The 20,834-nt window shown below is 49.5% G+C and carries 19 protein-coding genes; 10 read left to right on the top strand and 9 right to left on the bottom strand.

Annotated elements, in window-relative coordinates; all coding sequences use genetic code 11:
- Positions 1-11: 11 nt before the first annotated feature.
- Positions 12-2,489, bottom strand: a complete 2,478-nt coding sequence (locus ACXAH4_RS17300; RefSeq protein ID WP_474882771.1) for a ligase-associated DNA damage response DEXH box helicase — start codon at positions 2,487-2,489, stop codon at positions 12-14.
- Between the two features lie 142 nt (positions 2,490-2,631).
- On the opposite strand from ACXAH4_RS17300, the gene ACXAH4_RS17305 reads away from it, so the two are divergent.
- Both ACXAH4_RS17305 and ACXAH4_RS17310 read left to right on the top strand, forming a co-directional pair.
- Positions 2,632-3,657 (top strand): ligase-associated DNA damage response exonuclease, encoded by a 1,026-nt coding sequence (locus tag ACXAH4_RS17305; protein WP_474882773.1) that lies wholly within the window; start codon positions 2,632-2,634, stop codon positions 3,655-3,657.
- Positions 3,657-5,255 carry a cisplatin damage response ATP-dependent DNA ligase gene (locus tag ACXAH4_RS17310; RefSeq protein ID WP_474852873.1) on the top strand — a complete coding sequence of 533 codons (1,599 nt, stop codon included), beginning with the start codon at positions 3,657-3,659 and terminating at the stop codon, positions 5,253-5,255. Before ACXAH4_RS17305 ends, ACXAH4_RS17310 begins: the two co-directional genes overlap by 1 nt.
- A 6-nt stretch (positions 5,256-5,261) precedes the next feature.
- Here the strand turns inward: ACXAH4_RS17310 and ACXAH4_RS17315 are convergent, their stop codons facing one another.
- Both ACXAH4_RS17315 and ACXAH4_RS17320 read right to left on the bottom strand, forming a co-directional pair.
- Positions 5,262-5,891 (bottom strand): tetratricopeptide repeat protein, encoded by a 630-nt coding sequence (locus ACXAH4_RS17315; RefSeq protein WP_474846249.1) that lies wholly within the window; start codon positions 5,889-5,891, stop codon positions 5,262-5,264.
- A 115-nt stretch (positions 5,892-6,006) separates the two neighbouring features.
- Entirely contained in the window at positions 6,007-6,252 is a 246-nt protein-coding gene (locus tag ACXAH4_RS17320) for a TIGR02647 family protein (RefSeq protein ID WP_119502642.1), read from the bottom strand.
- 238 nt (positions 6,253-6,490) lie between these two features.
- Here ACXAH4_RS17320 and ubiD point away from each other — a divergent pair, with 238 nt between their 5' ends.
- Entirely contained in the window at positions 6,491-7,960 is a 1,470-nt protein-coding gene (gene ubiD / locus ACXAH4_RS17325) for a 4-hydroxy-3-polyprenylbenzoate decarboxylase (RefSeq protein ID WP_474882774.1), read from the top strand.
- A gap of 261 nt (positions 7,961-8,221) precedes the next feature.
- A complete protein-coding gene (gene fre, locus ACXAH4_RS17330; protein ID WP_474846253.1) occupies positions 8,222-8,917 on the top strand; it encodes an NAD(P)H-flavin reductase in 696 nt (231 codons plus the stop codon).
- 17 nt (positions 8,918-8,934) lie between these two features.
- On the opposite strand, the gene ACXAH4_RS17335 is transcribed toward fre, so the two are convergent.
- Complete coding sequence (locus tag ACXAH4_RS17335) at positions 8,935-9,705, bottom strand: hypothetical protein (RefSeq protein ID WP_474882776.1); 771 nt, start codon at positions 9,703-9,705, stop codon at positions 8,935-8,937.
- Between the two features lie 223 nt (positions 9,706-9,928).
- Positions 9,929-11,776 carry a hypothetical protein gene (locus ACXAH4_RS17340; RefSeq protein WP_474882778.1) on the bottom strand — a complete coding sequence of 616 codons (1,848 nt, stop codon included), beginning with the start codon at positions 11,774-11,776 and terminating at the stop codon, positions 9,929-9,931.
- Positions 11,777-12,222: 446 nt separating this feature from the next.
- On the opposite strand from ACXAH4_RS17340, the gene ACXAH4_RS17345 reads away from it, so the two are divergent.
- Both ACXAH4_RS17345 and ACXAH4_RS17350 read left to right on the top strand, forming a co-directional pair.
- A complete protein-coding gene (locus ACXAH4_RS17345) occupies positions 12,223-13,557 on the top strand; it encodes a M28 family metallopeptidase (RefSeq protein WP_474882798.1) in 1,335 nt (444 codons plus the stop codon).
- A gap of 192 nt (positions 13,558-13,749) precedes the next feature.
- Positions 13,750-14,739 (top strand): substrate-binding periplasmic protein, encoded by a 990-nt coding sequence (locus tag ACXAH4_RS17350; RefSeq protein WP_474846259.1) that lies wholly within the window; start codon positions 13,750-13,752, stop codon positions 14,737-14,739.
- A gap of 395 nt (positions 14,740-15,134) precedes the next feature.
- Here ACXAH4_RS17350 and ACXAH4_RS17355 read toward each other — a convergent pair whose 3' ends face one another.
- The 3 genes from ACXAH4_RS17355 to ACXAH4_RS17365 all read right to left on the bottom strand — a co-directional run bounded on the left by ACXAH4_RS17355 (position 15,135) and on the right by ACXAH4_RS17365 (position 17,560).
- Positions 15,135-16,247 (bottom strand): acyl-CoA dehydrogenase, encoded by a 1,113-nt coding sequence (locus ACXAH4_RS17355; RefSeq protein WP_474882800.1) that lies wholly within the window; start codon positions 16,245-16,247, stop codon positions 15,135-15,137.
- A 210-nt stretch (positions 16,248-16,457) separates the two neighbouring features.
- The gene (locus ACXAH4_RS17360; protein WP_181013636.1) at positions 16,458-16,931 is read right to left on the bottom strand and encodes an Lrp/AsnC family transcriptional regulator; all 474 of its coding nucleotides are present in this window, start codon (positions 16,929-16,931) and stop codon (positions 16,458-16,460) included.
- Between the two features lie 32 nt (positions 16,932-16,963).
- Positions 16,964-17,560 (bottom strand): LysE family translocator, encoded by a 597-nt coding sequence (locus ACXAH4_RS17365; RefSeq protein ID WP_474846261.1) that lies wholly within the window; start codon positions 17,558-17,560, stop codon positions 16,964-16,966.
- Positions 17,561-17,673: 113 nt separating this feature from the next.
- Between ACXAH4_RS17365 and ACXAH4_RS17370 the strand changes: the two genes are divergently transcribed.
- The 3 genes from ACXAH4_RS17370 to ACXAH4_RS17380 all read left to right on the top strand — a co-directional run bounded on the left by ACXAH4_RS17370 (position 17,674) and on the right by ACXAH4_RS17380 (position 19,467).
- The gene (locus tag ACXAH4_RS17370) at positions 17,674-19,044 is read left to right on the top strand and encodes an aminotransferase-like domain-containing protein (protein ID WP_474882780.1); all 1,371 of its coding nucleotides are present in this window, start codon (positions 17,674-17,676) and stop codon (positions 19,042-19,044) included.
- A gap of 101 nt (positions 19,045-19,145) precedes the next feature.
- On the top strand, positions 19,146-19,304 hold the full coding sequence (locus ACXAH4_RS17375) for a hypothetical protein (RefSeq protein WP_474882782.1): 159 nt from the start codon (positions 19,146-19,148) through the stop codon (positions 19,302-19,304).
- Between the two features lie 37 nt (positions 19,305-19,341).
- Positions 19,342-19,467, top strand: a complete 126-nt coding sequence (locus ACXAH4_RS17380) for a hypothetical protein (RefSeq protein WP_474852855.1) — start codon at positions 19,342-19,344, stop codon at positions 19,465-19,467.
- Positions 19,468-19,469: 2 nt separating this feature from the next.
- Here the strand turns inward: ACXAH4_RS17380 and ACXAH4_RS17385 are convergent, their stop codons facing one another.
- Entirely contained in the window at positions 19,470-20,255 is a 786-nt protein-coding gene (locus tag ACXAH4_RS17385; RefSeq protein ID WP_474846267.1) for an RMD1 family protein, read from the bottom strand.
- Between the two features lie 222 nt (positions 20,256-20,477).
- Here ACXAH4_RS17385 and ACXAH4_RS17390 point away from each other — a divergent pair, with 222 nt between their 5' ends.
- Positions 20,478-20,651 (top strand): DUF3012 domain-containing protein, encoded by a 174-nt coding sequence (locus ACXAH4_RS17390; RefSeq protein ID WP_119503495.1) that lies wholly within the window; start codon positions 20,478-20,480, stop codon positions 20,649-20,651.
- Positions 20,652-20,834 lie beyond the last annotated feature (183 nt).

Consider the following 20,834-nt stretch of genomic DNA (forward strand, 5'->3'; position numbering starts at 1 on the left):
TCCTGCACTTTCTATCTGTTTCTCCCTGCTTCACCCGGCGCGCCACCACTTAACAAGGCTCTGATGTCTGCCATCATGTCTTCTGCTTCCTGATACAAACTGGCCTGCTCTATCACTGCATGTGCACCGGCGCCTTTCACCTGTTCACTGCGAACATCCAGCACAATGGGAATGGCCATGGGAGACACTTTGGGTAACGACACAAAGTGAAGTTTGTCATAAAACCGGATCAGCATGTCAGCCAGCCGTTTCAAATCCAGTAGTTCCCTCTCTGCGTCCGCACGGGTAACCGTCAGTAAAATATGGTCAGGTTCATGTTCCCGCAAGGTATCGTAAATCAGGTCAGTGGAGAAGGTGACCTGCTTCATGGTTTTGTTGCTGCTGTGATAGCGTTGTTCTGTCAGGCCGCTGACCACGGCAACCTGCCTGAATGACCGTTTCAGCATCGGTGCATGCAGCATCCAGTCTTCCAGTTCGTCACCCAAAATATCCGGCCGGAACAATTGTTCCAGTTGCGCTTCTGTCACCTTCTCCAGCAAACATACAGACAAACCATAGTCCGTGACAGAAAAGCTCAGCGGTTTTAAACGCATTTTTTCCATGCGTCGCGTCATCAGCATGCCCAGTGTCTGGTTAGCCTTGCGACCCTCGAAGGTATAAAACAACAAGTAGTTTGTTTTGCGGTAAGGAAACTGCTCAATCAGCACCCGCTTGTTGTCGGGCAGGGCCGAGAATGCCTGCTGCAATTCCAGCCACTCCCTTACCTGTGCCGGTAACGTTGACCAGTCTGCCGGCGTATCCAGTATCTGCCTTACGCCCTCAGCCAGAAAAGTAGACATGGGCATTTGCCCGCCGGCGTAGGATGGGATTTTCGGCTCACCGCCTTTGCCGGGCTTGGCGTGCAACTGCATGTCCCGGATAGCTTCGAATTTAAGGATTTCTCCGGCAAACATAAAGGTGTCGCCGGGCACCAGTTGCTGGGCGAAGTACTCTTCCACCTCACCAATAATTTTGCCCTGATTGCCCCCGCGGATGCGCTTTACTTTCAACCGTCCGGCTTCCACTATGGTGCCGATATTTTGCCGGTGACGCTGAATAACCCGTTTGGATGCGGGGCTGTACGTGCCGTCCTCCCGTTTTTCCATCCGCTGGTAACGCTCGTAGGCACGCAGGGCATACCCGCCATCAACGGTGAACTGCCACAACTTCATGAAATCGGCGTAATCGATACTTTGAAACGGTGCGGCATCCAGCACCTGCCGGTAAATATCCTCCGGGTCTGCGGGCTGACTGCAGGCGCAGTTTAAAATGAACTGAGGCAAAATATCCATCGCCCCGGGGAGCAGCGGCTCGCCATCCAGCTCACCTGCAGCAATGGCATTCATTGCAGCGCGACATTCCACCGCTTCAAACCGGTTAGCCGGCACCAGCAACGCTTTACTGGGTTCATCCAGCCGGTGATTTGCCCGTCCAATACGCTGTAGCAACCGGCTCACACCTTTGGGGGCGCCAATCTGTATGACCAGGTCGATATCACCCCAGTCAATCCCCAACTCCAGCGCAGAGGTACTGACAATAGCCCGTAAACTCCCCTGCCCCATCAGACTTTCGGTTTTGCGGCGTTGCTCTTTCGACAAAGAACCGTGGTACAACGCAATAGGTAAACCCTCCCGGTTTTCTTCCCACAGCATCTGAAATACAAGCTCGGCCTGTGCACGGGTATTCACAAACACCAGTGTGGTGCCTGCCTGTTTAATCGCGGTGTAAACTTCTTCCATGGCGTAGCGTGCCATAAAGCCGCCGAACGGCATGCGGTGCTCTGATTCCAGAAGGGTAATTTCAGGCTTCACCGCCTGCGGTACCTGAATCACTTCAGCCGGTTCCCCCGTCCGGCCAAGCCAGCCGGCAATAACCTCAGGGTGTGCAACCGTTGCTGATAACCCGACACGGTGCATATCAGGCGCAAGGGTTTGTAACCTTGCCAGTGCAAGAGAAGTGAAATCGCCACGCTTATTGGCAACCAGGCTGTGAACCTCATCAATGATCACCGTCTTCAAGTTTTTGAATATGGCCGGTGCATCAGCATACGACAGCAAAAGCATCAGTGATTCCGGTGTGGTAAGCAAAATATTCGGCGGTTTGCGCCGCTGACGCTGGCGTTTATGGGATGGGGTGTCTCCGGTACGGGTCTCAATGGTTACCGGCAGATCCATGGCCTCCACCGGTGCCATCAGGTTGCGCTGAATGTCGTTTGTCAGGGCTTTCAAAGGAGATATATACAAGGTGTGCAATCCTGCTACGGGATGGCGGTATAAATCAGCCAGAGAAGGCAGAAAACCGGACAGGGTTTTTCCTGCCCCGGTAGGAGCAATCAGCAGTGTGGCGTTATTGTCCGCGACAGCCGGCAGCATACGACGTTGATAGTCGCGCAGTTTCCAGCCTTTACTTCGTAGCCACTGATAAAAAGGAGGTGGAAGTCTTTTTGCCATAAACTAGTTAGTTACGCATGAACAGCCCTGGTGGTTTCAGTCGCCCGGTATTAAATCAATGTCATGTTCTGCTTTGCTCACCGCACATCTGTTTAAGCGCCTTTTACGTACAATTAAACCAAACAGGTTTACGGAGTACAGGGTGCACCCACAAGACTGGATATCGGTAGAAGAGGCAGGATTATATTGTCATCCTGCGAAGCTTTACATAGATCCGATGCAACCGGCGGAAAACGCCGTGGTTACCCATGGTCATGCTGATCATGCGCGGGCAGGTCATCAACATGTATTCGCTTCAGCTGAAACCCTGGCGATCATGAAAACCCGCTACGGTGAGGAGATGGCAGAACGCACCACTGCGCTTAAGCCGGGCGTTCCCGTGTCATTGGGAGACAGTGCAGACCCTGTCACTATGACCCTCTATCCTGCCGGTCATATTCTTGGCTCTGTCCAGGTGCTGCTGGAGTATCGCGGAAGCCGCCTGGTGATATCCGGTGATTACAAGCGTCGTCACGATCCTACCTGTCCGCCCTTCGAAGTGGTGCCCTGCGATGTGTTCATTACTGAAGCCACCTTCGGTCTGCCGGTATTCACTCACCCGCCAATCAGTCATGAAATCGATAAGTTACTTACATCACTAAGCGTTTTCCCTCACCGATGCCATCTGGTCGGCACCTATGCGCTGGGAAAATGCCAACGGGTGCTTATTGGTTTGCGGGAAGCTGGCTATCACAAACCTGTTTATCTGCATGGCGCACTGCTCAAATTATGCGAGCTCTATCAGCAACAGGGTATAGCACTGGGAGAATTGATTCCGGTCAGTGACGTGGAGGATAAAGTATCTCTTGCCGGTGAAATTGTTTTGGCCCCGCCCTCAGCACTGGCTGATCGCTGGTCCCGTTCCCTGCCAGATGTACGCACCGTGATGGCATCAGGCTGGATGCAGATTCGTGCCCGCGCCCGGCAACGCCAGGTTGAACTGCCCCTGATTATTTCCGATCACTGCGACTGGCCGGAATTGCTGCAAACCATCGAAGAAGTCTCTCCCAAAGAAGTGTGGGTAACTCATGGCCGCGAAGATGCACTGATGTATCAGGCAAATCTGATGGGTTTTAAAGCCAGAGCGCTTTCTATGGTCGGCTACGATGACGATGAGGAAACCGGCTGATGGAAGCATTCAGTGATTTACTTGAACAGCTTTATTTTACCAGCGGCACCAACGCCAAAGCCGCGCTGATTTCCCATTACATTGCTACAACTCCGGATCCGGACAGGGGCTGGGCAATCGCGGCCATCGCCGGTGAACTCAGATTCGATTTTTTTAAGCGCAATACAATAAAAACCTTGATGCTTGAACGCATCGACGAAAATCTTTTTGCCATGAGCTACGACTACGTAGGCGAGATGAGCGAAACGGTGGCGCACCTGTGGCAACCTGAAACTCAGCCCTCAGGCGATGTTGTGCTGCCCGGTCTGAATGAGATTGTCGAATCATTCCGCGAGGCGAAGCGGACAGAAGTAAAACCGTTGCTCACCGCCCTTCTCGATAACATGACAGCCTCTCAGCGCTGGGCGCTGATAAAACTGGGTACACGGGGGTTGCGTATAGGGGTCTCTGCCCGCAGCATTAAGCAAATCCTTGCCAGCTACGGTGAAGTGCCTGTAGAAGAAATTGAAGCCCTCTGGCATGGCGTCGAGCCACCTTACACTGAATTGTTGAACTGGCTGGAAAATAAAGGGCCGAAGCCGGATATTTCTGACCGGGTTACCTTTCATCCTGTGATGCTTTCCCACCCTATCGATGATGATACACGGGAAAAACTTGCCGCGGGCGAATGGCAGATTGAACCCAAGTTCGACGGCATCCGTGTGCAACTGGTATCGGCTCCTGCGGGCAAAGCCTTGTTCAGCCGCACCGGTGACGATATCAGTGGTTCGTTTCCGGATCTGCTGGACACCATCGATCATAACCTGGTACTCGATGGTGAATTACTGGTGATGCACGGCGATAAGGTCGATACCTTCAATCAATTACAGCAACGATTAAATAAGAAGAAACCCTCCGCAAAACTTATGCAATCACTGCCGGTAGCAATCATGGCCTATGACCTGCTGGAACTTAATGGCGAGTCACTGATGGCCTTGCCATTAACTGAGCGTCGTCAGCGCCTGGCGGATTACATTAAAAAATATCCGGGGGAGCGCCTGCATTTATCTCCCACCTACAGTGTGAGTGATGTGGCTGAACTGGAGGCACTGCACAGGGATGTCACAGAAGACACCTCCATTGAAGGACTGATGCTGAAACGCAAAGACAGTACCTATGTACCCGGCCGCCCAAAAGGGCTGTGGTATAAATGGAAACGGGATCCCCTGTTAATTGATGCAGTCGTTATGTATGCCCAGCGCGGACACGGCAAACGTTCCAGCTTTTATTCAGACTTCACCTTCGGTGCCCGGGAGGGCGATACACTGCTCCCGGTGGGCAAAGCTTATTCCGGCTTCACTGATGAAGAACTCAAGAAGCTGGATAACTGGGTACGCCGCAATGCAACGGGTCGTTTTGGTCCGGTAAGGGAAGTAAAAAAGGAGCTGGTGGTAGAAGTCGCGTTTGATGCTGTACATCCCTCAAGCCGGCATAAATCAGGGGTAGCTTTACGCTTCCCCCGCATTCACCGTATCCGCTGGGATAAACCTGCCGCAGAGGCCGATACGCTGGAAACCCTCAAGGGCCTGATTGAGAAAGCACCTGAGCAACCAAAGTAAATACTGTCAGGAATCAGCAGGCCGTCTGGCGTTTCTTACCGCTTTCGGGTGCATCAGCTTTTCCAGTTCCGACAAGTATCCGGCGATGTCGCTGTGCGTTTTTTTGTCATCTGTCACTGCGTTATACAGCCAGTGATAGGTATCTTCATAATCGTAAGGGCTGCCGTGACCATCGAGAAACAGTTGCGCAAGTTGCATTTGTGCTTTTAAGTTACCCAGTGCTGAGGCTTCGCGGAGATAAATGACTGCACGCTGTTTATCTGTCTGCACCAGGGTGCCTTTGGCATAGTACCGGCCCAGTTGCTCAAGCGCAGCTGGCAATCCCTGTTCCGATGCATCACGGATAAATCCAATCCCGCGCTCAGGTTCGGCATCCACACAGACCCCCCAGGCCAGCATATCGCCCCAGAGAAACTGATAAGCGGGCTCCTTCAGCACTTCTGCGTGGGCTTCAATATCCTGTACCAGCTGACAACGATCGGTGACCACCCGTGTAAGGTGCTCATTTTTGTTGATCATGTTGATGAGCTCATCCTGTGTGTACAGTTGCACGGCTTTGATCTCCTGAGCAGAAGACACATTAAGCCCGGCGACACACAGCAATGATGTAAACAAAAGAATTACGCGATTTTTCATATGAAAACCTGAACTGTCATTAACCCCGGTGCCGGTGAACGATGCCGTCAGTATCAGGCATCGCACCGCTATGTTTAATTTATCGGCGGGGTACGGTAAAGCTTAAGCTGCAAGCTTAGTTCAGTTTCATCGATAATGCTGACTGGATGTGCCGGGCATGCTCTGCCAGGTCTACGCCCAGGTCGGTAAGATAGCCGCCGTCAGGCTGAGTAATGATCCCTTTTGAGTAAAGACGTTCTGCGGCGTGAACAACTGACTGGCTGGCGTCGTGATGAATTTTCAGTCCCTGCATGAGACTGGACGCCGGAAATTTAAGAAGAAGATTTAACTCGTCGACCATATCCTGATCTACTAACACCATTACACTCTCCTGACACTGTTATTGTTTGAGTGCACCACAGCAGAGTTAATTGTAAGGCAAATACTGCGGGTACATCCGCTATAACACTACCATTTGCAGCCGCTGTCCAGATTAATTTATATCAACAACCTGCTGCTCAATTAAGTTTATGACACAAACCGGCATCCCCTGAAACGGATCCGGCCGTTAAGTGATATACTCCGGCTACCATTCTCAGGATGCAATAAACACGGAAACGATGAAATACAAAGATCTACGGGATTTTATTGAGCAACTTGAAGCCAGAGGCGAGCTGAAACGCATTACACAGGAAATCGACACCGACCTGGAAATGACGGAAATCGCCGACCGTACATTGCGGGCCAAAGGTCCGGCCCTGTTATTTGAGAACCCGAAAGGGTCAGACATGCCGGTACTGGCAAACCTGTTTGGTACGCCGGAACGTGTAGCACTGGGAATGGGCCAGTCATCAGTATCGGCGCTCAGGGAAGTAGGTAAATTACTTGCCTACTTAAAAGAGCCCGAGCCGCCTAAGGGTTTGAAGGATCTCTGGGAAAAATTACCGGTGTTCAAGCAGGTCCTGAACATGCCAGCCAAAGAAGTGAAAAAAGCGCCTTGCCAGGAAGTGGTGCTCAGCGGTGATGATGTCGACTTATCTATGTTGCCGGTTCAGCGCTGCTGGCCGGGCGATGCAGCGCCACTGATCACCTGGGGATTAACGGTTACCAAAGGTCCGCATAAAAAACGTCAGAATCTGGGTATTTACCGTCAGCAGGTAATCGGGAAAAACAAGGTCATTATGCGCTGGTTATCCCACCGTGGTGGTGCACTGGATTTTCGTGAATGGTGTCAAACCCATCCCGGCGAACCTTATCCGGTGTCTGTAGCGCTTGGCGCCGATCCGGCCACCATTTTAGGAGCTGTAACTCCGGTGCCGGATACGCTGTCGGAATATGCCTTTGCCGGCTTGTTACGTGGCAGCAAAACAGAAGTGGTAAAATCTCTCAGTAATGACTTGCAGGTGCCGGCCAGTGCTGAAATCGTGCTGGAAGGTTATATTGCTCAGGACGAAGTGGCACCGGAAGGTCCCTATGGCGACCACACCGGCTACTATAACGAAGTCGATTCTTTCCCGGTGTTCACTGTCACCCACATCACCCACCGTCAGAAACCCATTTATCACTCTACGTATACCGGCCGTCCGCCGGATGAGCCTGCGATTCTGGGTGTAGCACTGAACGAAGTGTTCGTGCCTATTTTGCAAAAGCAATTCCCTGAAATCGTCGATTTTTATCTGCCGCCGGAAGGGTGTTCTTACCGCATGGCGGTCGTCACCATGAAGAAGCAGTATCCCGGCCACGCCAAACGGGTGATGATGGGCGTCTGGTCGTTCCTGCGTCAATTCATGTATACCAAATTTGTGATTGTGTGTGATGACGATGTGGACGCCCGTAACTGGGAAGACGTGATATGGGCCATTACCACCAGAATGGACCCTGCAAGAGACACTGTTCTTATTGAGAACACTCCCATTGATTACCTGGATTTTGCCTCTCCGGTTTCCGGTCTGGGGTCTAAAATGGGTATGGATGCCACTAATAAAATGCCGGGTGAAACGGACCGCGAGTGGGGCACGCCTATCGTCATGGATGAAAACGTGAAACAGCGCATGGATGACATCTGGGACAGTCTTGGTATTATGGACTAATTAGCGGGGAGAGTGTGGGCAAACCATTGGCTGGTGAAGTCTGTGCGAAATTCAAACACGCATTATTCCCAACCTCCGCAAACATATTGTGAGCATAAAGCCGGACGCAGGCGTGAAAGCGGGGAATGTATGTGTAATTAAAACCCTCCGCAGCAGGGACGCTGCGGTGGAGCGCCCATGGATGGGTTTACCGCGTGTTTTAATTGCACATGCGCTCCCCTCTCAGCCTGCGTCAGAACTTCAACCAATCAAAGAGTAACTATGTCGGAATTTCAGTGTAAGGTTACGGCCATCACGCCGTTAACTGAGGTCGTTTATAAAGTTGAGTTAACGCCTGCGCAGCCGGTGGATTTTAAAGCCGGTCAGTACATCATGGTGCATATGGGCGGAAAAGATAAGCGCCCGTTTTCCATCGCTAATCCGGCTTATGACAATGGTCGAATCGAATTGCACATTGGTGCAGATGAGAAAAACGCTTACGCCACCGAAGTCCTCGATAAAATGCGTAATGAAGGCGAAGTCACCTTAAGTGGCGGCCACGGAGAAGCATCATTACAAAGTGATGGTTCAGACATGATTCTTATCGCCGGTGGTACCGGTTTTTCTTATACCTGGTCTATTTTGCAGCAGGCACTGAAAGATCATGCAACCACGCCAGTGACCCTTTACTGGGGCGGACGCAATCAGTCAGATCTCTATCTATTCGATGAACTGACAGCATTAGCGGCTAAGCATGACAATTTCACCTTCGCTCCGGTAGTAGAATTTCCTGAAGAAGGCTGGCAGGGTAAAACCGGTTGGGTTCACAAAGCTGTGATGACTGACTATCCGGATTTATCTGACAAGCAGGTTTATATTGCAGGGCGTTTCGAAATGGCCAAAGTGGCACGGGATGACTTTACAGCATGTGGCCTGTCCACCGGTAAACTCTTCGGTGACGCCTACGCCTTCATATAAAGACGCGGGCCTTCTCATCAAGCCAACGTATGTTTCAGAAGCTCCTCATTACAGGGAGCTTTAATTTTAGCTTTGAAGAGCCCGTCATATGCCACCCAGTACCGAAGTGTTTTTCCTGTATTATTTATAAGTGTATCTGCTCCCAGCGAAGTTGGTAATATGACGAAATAAGCATCATTGGTAGTCACTACACTGCTCAATTCTCCTACGGCAACTTCAGAAAAAGCACTTTCCACATTTGAAGGCAAAGTTCCCTGAACGAATTGTCGTCCTTGGCGCATGTTGGCTTGTTTTATGTCCCGTGTTTCACTTCTGATAAATTCTCGAATTTTTTGATATTTGTCTTTGGATTGCAGTATAGAATTTCTCAACTCTGCAATCTTTTTGTACTGATCATGCCCGTTTACAGTCTTAGGCAATTTTAAATAGAAACCGCTGTACAGAGGGTTTTCGGCAAGATAGCTTTTTAAATCTTTGTTTTTCAGGTTCTGACCTTTTTCTCCGAACCACAAATTAAACAATTGTGCAGCTTTAAGCTCCGTTTCCTGTAGATAGCTATATACCGACTCGTTCACGTAATGCCTTGCTATGATGCGAAGATATTCCGTAGCATTCCCGTATATTCGAATATTCGCTTCCCTTTTTTCCGAGAGGTAGTTTCTGTCAGCGTCCGTCAATGATATTCCTGATGACTCTGCATAAACATTAACACTTCTTTCGTAACAAGCCAGAGCTAATGCTTCCGTTCGGACAAGCTCCTCACTAATCTCCTGACCTTTACTTTTCATTATTCTACTCACATAGCGCTGCCAGAAACTATATTCGGGTTGGTAGAGCGGCAACCCAAGCATAGTTATTACGGGTTTACTATTCTCCTGGTCATCAGCCAGGCATGGGGTCTGTATAAAAATAAAGAACGCTAAAATTTTACACAATGAATTCACACTAAATCTCCAAACCTCCGCATATGTCATAAAAATGGGCGACAAAAGACGCCCATATTCATAGAAATTATTCGCTGTCGGTTACCTGTAAAGTCACTTTACCGCTATACATACCGGGCTCAATATCAACTTGCACACCATCTACTAGCAAAGTTAAATTCATACCATCCAGTGCACTTAGTGTTGCGCCGTCCTCTATGTTGAGTGATGAAATATAAGAGGTAGTTGTCACTGTCCAACTGGATGTGCTGTCCATGAAAACTGAGATCGTATCTTCAGCTTCCACTTCTGTATATTCATGAACAACCTTTCCAATCAGGTTGTAATTGACGTAACCGTCAGATTCAAGAACATCGTTAAAGAAAGAAACCGCATCATCGTAAAACTCCAGATAACCCGGCGTCGCTTCAGATGTTGTAATTGCACCAGTTAATGTCGCTCCTTCTAATGTCAGCGAAAGCGAGCCGTTCGCAGTGTTACCGTTGATAATGTCACCCGTTAGCGTCACGTCCGATAACGTTGCAACAAGTTCAGATGATGCTCCTCCATCATTGAGTTGAGAAGCATCCCCACCCTCAGGAGGTTGATTTCCACCTCCGCTCTCGCTACCAGTATCCAGGCTTTGCAGGTAGGCTCCGTAGGGATCGTCGTTTTCAATCATTTCCAGAACAACATTATTTGAAGCAACTAATGTGGCGTTATCAATAATAATGGTGGGAAACGAACTTTTTGCCTGAATGACAGCTTCCTGTGTTTCAAATACAGTACCATTCTCAATCCGTAGCTCACCAGTTCCACTATGCAACATGACACCAATTCTGGCAGACTTTACGTAGGAGCTATCTGTGAATGTAGTGTCACCGGGAGCAGCCATAATGACGCCATAGTCCACAACATCCATATTACAACCGCTGAAATAATCCAGATTATTACCAATAGAATAAGCGCCGTAACCGCTCTCGATAGTTTTGATGTCTGAATTAATGCAGTAAAGCCGGCTGTCACTGGTATCATCGGTCGATAGCACTCCCCATCCCTGTGATGTGATAACAGAATTGATGTAGTAAGCAGTACCATTTCCTACGAGGTTCGTTGATCTGACATTGCCGGTAATACCAAGCATCCACGGCGCTTCCATCATCCGTCCCAAATCCACATTGAACGTATAATCTTCGGGTAGCGTGCCGTTATAGGTTTCTATAACCGCATTGTTGACTGTCATTGTACTATTTCCGCCAACAAACACTGCGGTACGTATCGCACCATTAGTTGTAATCACAGCATCGTTTACCTGCACATTGGCGTAGCCTGAAGACATAATAGCTGCGCCATATCCGGAAAAGTCGTTACCACCGTTTCCGGTGAAATCCATAGTCGGGCTATCTATCAGATAGTCATAAGAATCTGTACTTTCAGCACTACTCGTCACCACAATGCCATTGAAATTTGCTCCGGTAGATGAGATAACCAAGTCACTTGCAGTTGCGTCATCAACTTCCCCCTGAGCCAGAGCTGCCAATACAGATTTCTCAGCTACATAAGCGCCGTCCTCAATATAAACAGCTGTTCTGAAATAATTGGTAATGCTGTCACTGTAAACTACCGGAATTGAGTCTGTAACACTTAAAACAACGTCTCCGGAATACTCACCGCTTGCTATTGCTGTCTCCACAGAATCTACCGTTAATGTGAGCGACTTTCCTTCAGGCGCAGTTACACTTGCGTCCTCTTCTATTATCAGCACATCGTATGAAGTGCTTTTGGTAATCTCCACGGACTCCCCACTAGCTATTGTCAAAGTTACGTCTTCGACAGTGTTTTCATTATTAACTTCGGTAGAATCACTGCCGCATGCAGAAAGAGCCAGAAGTGTGGAAATATATACTGCCGTGTATCGATGAATTGAGTGTTTCATTATTATCGCTCCGCAATACCATTCTTTAATAAAAAGTTAATTTCGCGTAAAAATTAATCGCAAAACTACTATTATCGAAGTGACAAAAAGTATGAAATCGTGATTCTCAATGTATTTAATTCATCAATAAAATTGTAAATTCGCTTCTTTACATAAATAGACTGATGGACTCAAGTGGTTTCTCGCTCCTCAGGATTACAGAGTGGCTTACCCGACTGAACCAGATAAGCTTAAGTTGCCTTACCAAAATATTCGATGAATTAAAGGCTTAGACGGTCGTGCATTGTGTTACCTTTTCAGTTACATAGTAGAATCAATATGAATAAGAGTTAAAAGTATCGGGGCATGTAAAACCGATATCCCGACAGCCACGCAACCATAAGCGTGGCACTTACAACAGGCTTGAAGGAGTGTTTATGCTACCACGCACACTGGTTGCTACTACCATGCTGCTGTCCGCTTCAGCGATAGCAGCCCCCACCGCAAACGACGACCCGCGCCTGCACGATATTGCTAAAGCAATTTCTGCAGACCGCATTGAAAAAGACATCACTACACTAGTGAATTTCGGTACCCGTCATACGTTGTCTGAAACCAAATCAGACACCCGTGGCATTGGTGCGGCCCGTCGCTGGATCCAAAAAGAATTCGAACAAATCTCCGCGGAATGCGGCGGCTGCCTTGAGGTTATCACGGTCAGTGACACCATCAGTGGTGAAAAGCGAATTCCCGATCCGGTGGAAGTGGTCAATGTTATTGCTATTCAACGGGGAACCACCGACCCGGACCGCTACGTGATCATGTCCGGTGACATTGATTCACGGGTATCAGATGTGATGGATTTCACATCTGACAGTCCCGGCGCAAACGACAACGCCTCAGGTGTTGCCGGTACACTGGAAGCGGCACGGGTACTCAGCCAGTACAAGTTTAACGGCACTATTGTCTACGCAGCCCTTTCCGGTGAAGAACAGGGTTTATTCGGCGGTAAAATTCTCGCCGCAAAAGCGCAGAAGGAAGGCTGGCGCATAAAGGCCGTGCTGAATAACGATATGATTGGCAATATCGAAGGGGTGAACGGCGTTATCAATAACAGTACCGCCCGCCTGTTCGCTGAAGGTACCAGAGTCACAGAAACTGAAGCTGAAGCCCGTACCCGGCGCTTCACCGGCGGAGAAGTGGATTCTCCCAGCCGTAATCTGGCCCGTTATATTGATAAAATTGCTGATCAGTACATCGAAAATTTAGACACCATGGTGATCTACCGGCTCGACCGGTTCGGCCGCGGCGGACACCACCGGCCATTCAATGATTTAGGCTATCCCGGTATCCGCATCATGGAAACCAACGAGAACTATACCCGTCAGCATCAGGACTTACGCACGGAAGACGGCATCGTATATGGCGACACCCTTGATGGCGTTGACTTCGACTATGCAGCCAAACTGACCGGACTGAATGCAGTGAGTCTGGCTGCTATGTCCTGGGCACCCGCTCCGCCGGCAGAGGTATCCATTGAAGGAGCGGTAAAACCTTCCACCACGCTGAAATGGAAAGCCGCCGACAGCAAACAAAACCCTCAGTTAGCCGGTTATAAGCTGTACTGGCGCTACACCGATGCACCGCAGTGGCAATACAGCAAATTTGTCGGCGATGTCACTGAAGCCACACTGGAAAATATTGTCATCGACAACTACTTCTTTGGTGTTGCCAGTGTCAGCAAGGACGGCATTGAAAGCCCGGTGGTCTACCCGGGCGCAGCCGGCAGTTTCGGCGAGTAAGCCTGAAACACAGCTTGCGACCCGTCTCTGCAAGCTGTCCTCACACTATCCTCAGGTTAAAAGCGTGACAGGTTGTCACGCTTTTTCTGTATTAATCCCCCCGGGACGCTACACTTTTACAATAAAGCCGGTTACGGTAGACGACTCTGCCCGAATGACTCCGTACTGGCAGACGTATTTAGGAAGTATTTGATGATAAAGGTATTTAGCGGTTTAATTTTGACGGGCCTGTTTTGTCTGACGACCCCGGCACAGGCAGAAATAAAACTGGGCGCCTCTCCTCTCGCCACTTACATTGATAACGAAGGTGAGCCTGCCAGGCTGAACAGTATTGTCACTGAGGCCTTCAGGCGTATGGACACGGACGTGACGTTGCAAGTGATGCGCAGGGCCTTTTTAGGCGGTGCACTGACTACCGGCCAGCTTAACGGAGAATATGCGTTTATCAGTCTTGATGACAAACAGAGTAACGCCCTCTATTCAACTCCGTATCTGCCTTTATACCTGTATGCAGCCAGCAAACGTCCTGCGGTAAAAGAAATTAAATTGTTGCCTCAGTTACAGGACAGCCGCACTGCTATCGAAAACCGTTTTGCTAATACCACGCAGATCCGCGCCGTGCGCGAGGTGAAATGGTCCCGTACGCCCACTACATTCGATGCATTTAAACAATTTGCTGATGATCGTACGCCCCTGCTGATGACTTCAGCTTTACTGATTGATGAATTTAACCTTTTACTGCTGGCAGATAATGAGGAACTGGTCTCCCGCTCGGCTGACGCCCTCATCACCAGCGGCTTCCACCTGATGCTGGCAGAGGATACAGCCGCTAACAGAGGCCTGATCTCAACATTTAACAACACCATTTCACAAATGCAATCTGACGGCACCTACAACACGCTGTTAGGAAAGAGCTGGCTGAGTAAAGACATCAACAACGACGGCATTGCCGATTACATTACGTCAGAATCGGTTTTCCACGATACCACCCCGCCCTCAGCCGCAACGGCGTATCCACTGGACTCAACCCGCCCCGCCGCTGCCAGTGTCTATATGATTGACGGCAACCGTTACGATAACTGGCAGGATGCAGTAAACGTGTTACAGGCACTGACACCGGCGGCGACGCAGCTCAGCCTGCTTGATGCCGATATATACAAAAAAATTATCCGGCAGTGGTAGTAAGAAACATTTTATTCTATAAAAAAATTAAACTAGCAAATTCTAACGGAACGCCTACATTTAAAGGGAGTCACCCGATAAATTTATTTTATCGTGGTGAACTAAATTTCTCTGTAACACGTTAGACATATTACTGTCATAATTATATGATAGTGACGGGTAAACCACAGGAGGGCTCATGAATATGCATGCATTAACCAAGTCATTTACGCGGTTTTTTGAGCGGAGCCATCCATATACAGTTGCATACTATATTGGAAGGAAAAATGCTGAGAAGATTTTTGATTGCAAGATCAAGAAGAAATCCAAGCTACTCGCTGACTCAAATCACTAGCGTCAACACCCGATAAACAGGCCTTGTTCACAAGGCCTGTTTTTATTTGTGCCGGAAAAAATTAAAAGAACGCCTGCAGTCCGGTTTGCGCCCTGCCCAGAATTAACCCGTGAATATCGTAAGTGCCCTCATAAGTATTCACTGTCTCCAGATTCAGCATATGCCGCATAACGTGGAACTCACCGGCAATCCCGTTGCCTCCGTGCATATCTCTGGCTTTACGGGCAATATCCAGTGCCTTTGAACAGTTATTCCGTTTAACCAGTGAAATCATCACGGGATCAAATGCGCCGGTGTCAATCAGTTGCCCCACCCGCAAGCTCCCCTGCAAGCCCAGCGCAATTTCCGTCTGCATATCCGCCAGCTTTGTCTGGAAAAGCTGAGTCTGTGCCAGTGGCCTGCCGAACTGCTTTCTGTCGAGACCATACTGCCGCGCAGCGTGCCAGCAAAACTCTGCCGCCCCCATAGCTCCCCAGGAAATGCCGTATCTGGCCATATTCAGGCAACTGAAAGGCCCCTTCAAACCGCGCACTTCCGGAAACATGTTCTCCTGCGGCACAAATACGTTATCCATAACAATTTCACCGGTAACAGAGGCATTCAGTGACAACTTGCCCTTAATTTCCGGTGCCGATAACCCGGCCATACCTTTTTCCAGCACAAAACCACAAATCTCATTGTCCTCACCGGTATTTTTAGCCCATACCACAAAGACATCGGCTACCGGTGAATTAGTGATCCACATTTTATTGCCTGTCAGTCTGTATCCACCCGGCACTTTTTCCGCGCGGGTTTTCATTCCCGCCGGATCCGAACCCGCATCCGGTTCGGTTAAACCAAAGCAACCGATAAATTCACCGGTAGCCAGTTTGGGCAGATATTTTTCTTTCTGTTCAGTGGTACCGAATTTGGCAATAGGGTGCATGACCAGTGAAGACTGAACGCTCATGGCACTGCGATAACCGCTGTCGACCCGCTCCACTTCTCTGGCAATCAATCCATAGGAGACATAATTCACCCCGGCGCAGCCATAGCCATCTATGGTTGCACCTAACAGGCCCATCTCACCGAACTGACGCATGATGGCCGTATCGAAAGTAGCAGTGCGGTTTGCGTTTTCAATGCCCGGCATCAGTGCCGTCTGGCAGAAGTCTCTGGCCGCGTCACGGAGCATACGCTCTTCGCCGGTTAGCTGCGTTTCAAGATGAAAAATATCATTCCAGTGAGGATTAGCAGAGGCTGTCACGATGAATTCCTGTTGTGCATTTGAACCTGCACACAGTATCACACGGGTGACATCAGCGGATCACCTGTGAAATGAAAGAAGGATCTGATTGCTGTCAACCTGATACAACACAAAGTATTGCACGTTGTCAGCCTGCGCTCACAGATGAGTCAGGGGCATTTCAGTGGAATATTTGATTTGTTCCATAGCAAAACTGCTGGTGACATCGCTCAAATCGATGCCGGATACCAGCCGCTTGTAGAAGTGATCAAAGCTTTGCATATCAGTAACCAGCACTTTAAGCAGATAATCATACTCGCCGGACATGCGGTAAAACTCGACCACTTCTTCAAAAGAGGAAGCATGGCGGGCAAACTTGTCCAGCCACTGCGCATCGTGACGGGATGCCTTTACCTGCACGAACACTGTCATGGTTAAGCCAAGATGCATAGCACTGAGCAGAGCCACACGCTTGCTGATCAGCCCGTCGTTTTGCAGTCTCTGGATGCGGCGCCAGCACGGTGTCGTCGTCAGCCCCACCTGTTCTGCAATATCGCTTACCGGTGTTTCGCTGTTATTCTGTAACGCCGCTAAAATGGCCTTGTCGGTTTTATCCAGTACTGCTTTTTTCATCTGTGGCGTCCCATATGCGCTGCTTTCGCCTATTATGTCAACCACAGCGCAATTGCCAAGCCTGAAAGCATCACTGCCAGTGAAGTAAAGAAGCTGTAGCGCATTTTCGGGACTTGCAAATATTCGTGGATCACGCTGCCAAGTACCGTCCACAAGCTGTTTGCAGCCAGTCCGCTTAAGCAAAACACAATGATGAGGGCCAGACTGTCTGTGACCACACGGTCGGGTGACACAAACTGGCTGTAGGCGGTGATCAACATCAGCCAGGCTTTGGGGTTCAGCGGGTGCACCAGTATGCCTTTAAAGAATCCGGGGGCTACAGCGCTGGCCCTGCGGGATTCGGCGTGTCTGACCCGCCATAAGCTGTAAGCAAGATAAAGAATGTAGAACGTACCGGCCACTTTAATGAACGTCACCATCACAGGAAACTGCTGAAAAACACTGCCTAACCCGACGCAAATCGCCAGAGCATTAATCACAAACCCTGTTACCACCCCTGCCATTAGCGGCAGCGTGCTGCGTATGCCCAGTTGCACACTGGTGCCCAGCAAGGTCAGATTAGCCGGTCCCGGGGTAAACGTCATACTGACAGCAAACACCACCAGCAAACTCAGATTCTGCAATTCCATTTTCTTTTCTCTTAAACAACGTACTTAACATTACCAACGTGATTGATATACTGATTGAGCAATCAATAAACACAAAAATATAAATTGTTACCCTATCAATGTGAGAGCAGAAAATGTGGAAACCGACAATTGATGCCACCAGCGACAAAAAGCTTTACCTGCAAATTTGCGACGGTGTAGCACAGGCTATTGTCAGCGGGGAGCTGAAGCGGGGCGAGCAGCTTCCCACCGTACGGGCACTGTCAACGCTGCTGAATGTTACACCGGGAACCATAAACCGCGCCTTTGATGAAGGAGTGCAGCGGGGAATCATTGAGAAAACACAGGGAAAAGGGACGTTTGTAAAACAGCAAAAACAAGGACGGACGATTAGTGCAGCGATGCTGCCCGGACGCAAAGATGTTTTCGACTTCACATTGAATCAGCCGGCCTGCCTGAATATTGAACCCATTCTTTCAACCCACCTTCAGAACCTTGCCCGTCAGAATGATCCCCGCCTGTGGTCGGTTTACGGCGATACCCGCGGACTGCCGGAACACCGGGAGAGTATGGCGGACTGGCTGAATCTGAGGGGAAATAACGCTGACCCGGAGAATCTTTTCCTCCTTGCCGGAGCCCAGCAGGGCTTGTTGTCTTCCCTGATGTTGTTATGCAATAAGGGCGACACGGTAATGGTTCAGGAAACCACTTTCCCCGGGATCCGGGCCGTGGCAACACTGCTTGGATTGCAATTGCAGCCAGTGGCCATGGATGAGTACGGACTTGATCTCAACGACTTCAAAGCACGGTGCAAGCAGGCCACCAGCCAGGTGCTGGTTGTTCTGCCGACAGCGCACAATCCCACCGGAAAAACCCTCTCTCAAAGTCACCGGGAAAAGCTGGTGAAAATTGCCCGCAAATACGACATTTATCTGGTGGAAGACGATATCTATCTGCATGCAGAACCGGTTGTGTCACTGCAACAGCTTGCGCCAGAACGCACTTTTCACGTATCGGGTTTTTCCAAATGTGTCGCACCGGCGTTAAGGGCCGGCATGCTGGTTTGCCCGCCACAATTTACCGGTAGTCTGGCACGGGTAATACAGGCGCAGAACTGGTTTACACCGCCGGTAACTACCGAACTGGCTCACAGGCTCTATACAAGCGGCGATGCCGTCGCCATTGAGCAGGCCAGACGGGAAGACTGCATAGAGCGTATTACGCTGGCCAAAGCGATTCTGGGCGAAAAACGTATTCAGTACGACCCGGTGAATTTGCACATCTGGCTGAAACATTCTCCGCGGCTTGATAATGCCGCCGTGATCAGCCGCCTGAACCAGTTGGGTGTAGATGCACTGCCATCGGTGTTCTTCCATGTGACAGAAACGTCTTCGGCGCATTTACGTCTTTGTCTGGGTAATCTCACTCCTGAGAACTTACAACAAGGTCTGGAGATTATTGCCAGAGAGCTGAACCCGTCCTTGCCGGAACGGGCAATCATCTGATCGCCGATTGCAGCCCGTCAAAGACCGGCCCGGGCAGTTTCCCGGTTCTCTGCTAATTTTATGTGGTCGAAAATAATACCTCAGGGGGAGAAAGAAACTTAATGAACCGGCCTTCTGCACGGAGTTTTCTGCTGGCACTGATTGCTGTAGCGTCACTGGCCAGTATTGTACTGTTTGTCCCCTGGACTTTCCCGGGCTCCAAAATGGCGCCGTTACCCGCCAGCATCTCAGGGCAAGTTGACAATTCTCCGGCCGCTTAAACTGGAAAATACCTTTTTTTCGTCAAAAGAAGTGAATATGGCAAGACTGATGAGCGGCTACATTAAAGGGCTGGATGTAGACGTGAAACCCGTGTGGTTGCGATCATCCGCAACCGGCGTAAAGAAAATTAAGCCTTCAGCCTTCATCACCGCTGCTCAGTAACTTTACCCCGCCAGTAATATGGTCAGCTCCTGGGCACCGAACATTACAATTTCAAATGCAATCAGGATGATGATGATCCATTCCAGAAACGAAGAATGCTTGTGCTTCAGCTCATCAGCCAGCATCTCAAACAATTCATGAATCACATTCAGTTTGTTCGACAGCAAATCGACTCTCGGACGAATATCCAGATACTTCATTGTGGCATTGTAGGCGTCTTCGAACTCAGGGTATTCCCAGAAAAACTCCGGCGTATCCAGCAAACCATAGTGCAGAAAAATATCGCTTTTGGTACTGAAAAGGTGACCACGAATGCTGGCCAGCTTCTGTCTGCTCAGATTAATTTTACCTGATTCTGCCAGTGCCTTCGGCAAATATGCATATTGCTGAATGGTCTTTTCCGCCTGATATTCATACTGATTCAGTTTGGTCGACTGCGCCAGCGCATGACTGACAGCCAGTCGCATCAAAGCCTCACCGGCCGGAAGAGAAATCAGGTCGCCCTGCAATTTGAGTAACTCAGCGCCAGTGTTAAAACGCACATGCTCCTGATGTTCACAGGAAAGGGCATCACTGCTGATTTGCAGGCGGTGCAAAAACGCCAGACGTTCATCTTCGTCGACGCCCCAAAATACCAGCACGCCGTAGTCAAACAGCCATCCTTCTCCGCCCGGCAGCGGCAAATGCACAGCATCCCGGTAGCGTGTTCCGTGCTGAGACTGGCTTATTGTTGTGGTGTCAGATTCTGATAGTACATACACTGAAACCCGATCATTTGAGAAATCCATACTGGCTTCCGACTGATTAAAAAACGGGCTGATTATGCGCTCAATTTCAGTTATCACCTAGAAATATAAATCATTAATTTTCATTAAGTTACGATAATCACACCCCATATCTGGCATGCTTTCTCTGGCACCTCATTTCATGGTCACCTTTTTCTCAGGTAATTGATTTTGTCACCGCCACTGACTTACTATGAAATACCTGACAAATTACGAGCGTTAATTATGAAAAAAGCTGTTTTCGCATTGATTGCATTAACTTTTACCCTGGCCGGTTGCGCCCCGGAAGTTGGCTCAAAAGCCTGGTGTGCTGATATGAAAGAAAAACCTAAAGGCGACTGGACGGCAAACGAAGCCGGCGACTTTGCCAAACACTGTCTGTTCAGCGACGACGATTAATCGTTAACCCCCTTTAACCAGCGGATTGCTGAGCGGTCTCCGGCAATCCGATGTCATCCTGCCGGGCTGGTATCTGACACTGTCCGGCCTTATCCCCTGCGCTTACGTTCTCTGTCTATGCTTAACTCTGGCACGGTTCGTGGACTATTTACTCCGGAATATGAGTATTTCTGAATACCGTCT

The organism is Alteromonas sp. ABV2_168 (assembly GCF_056161165.1).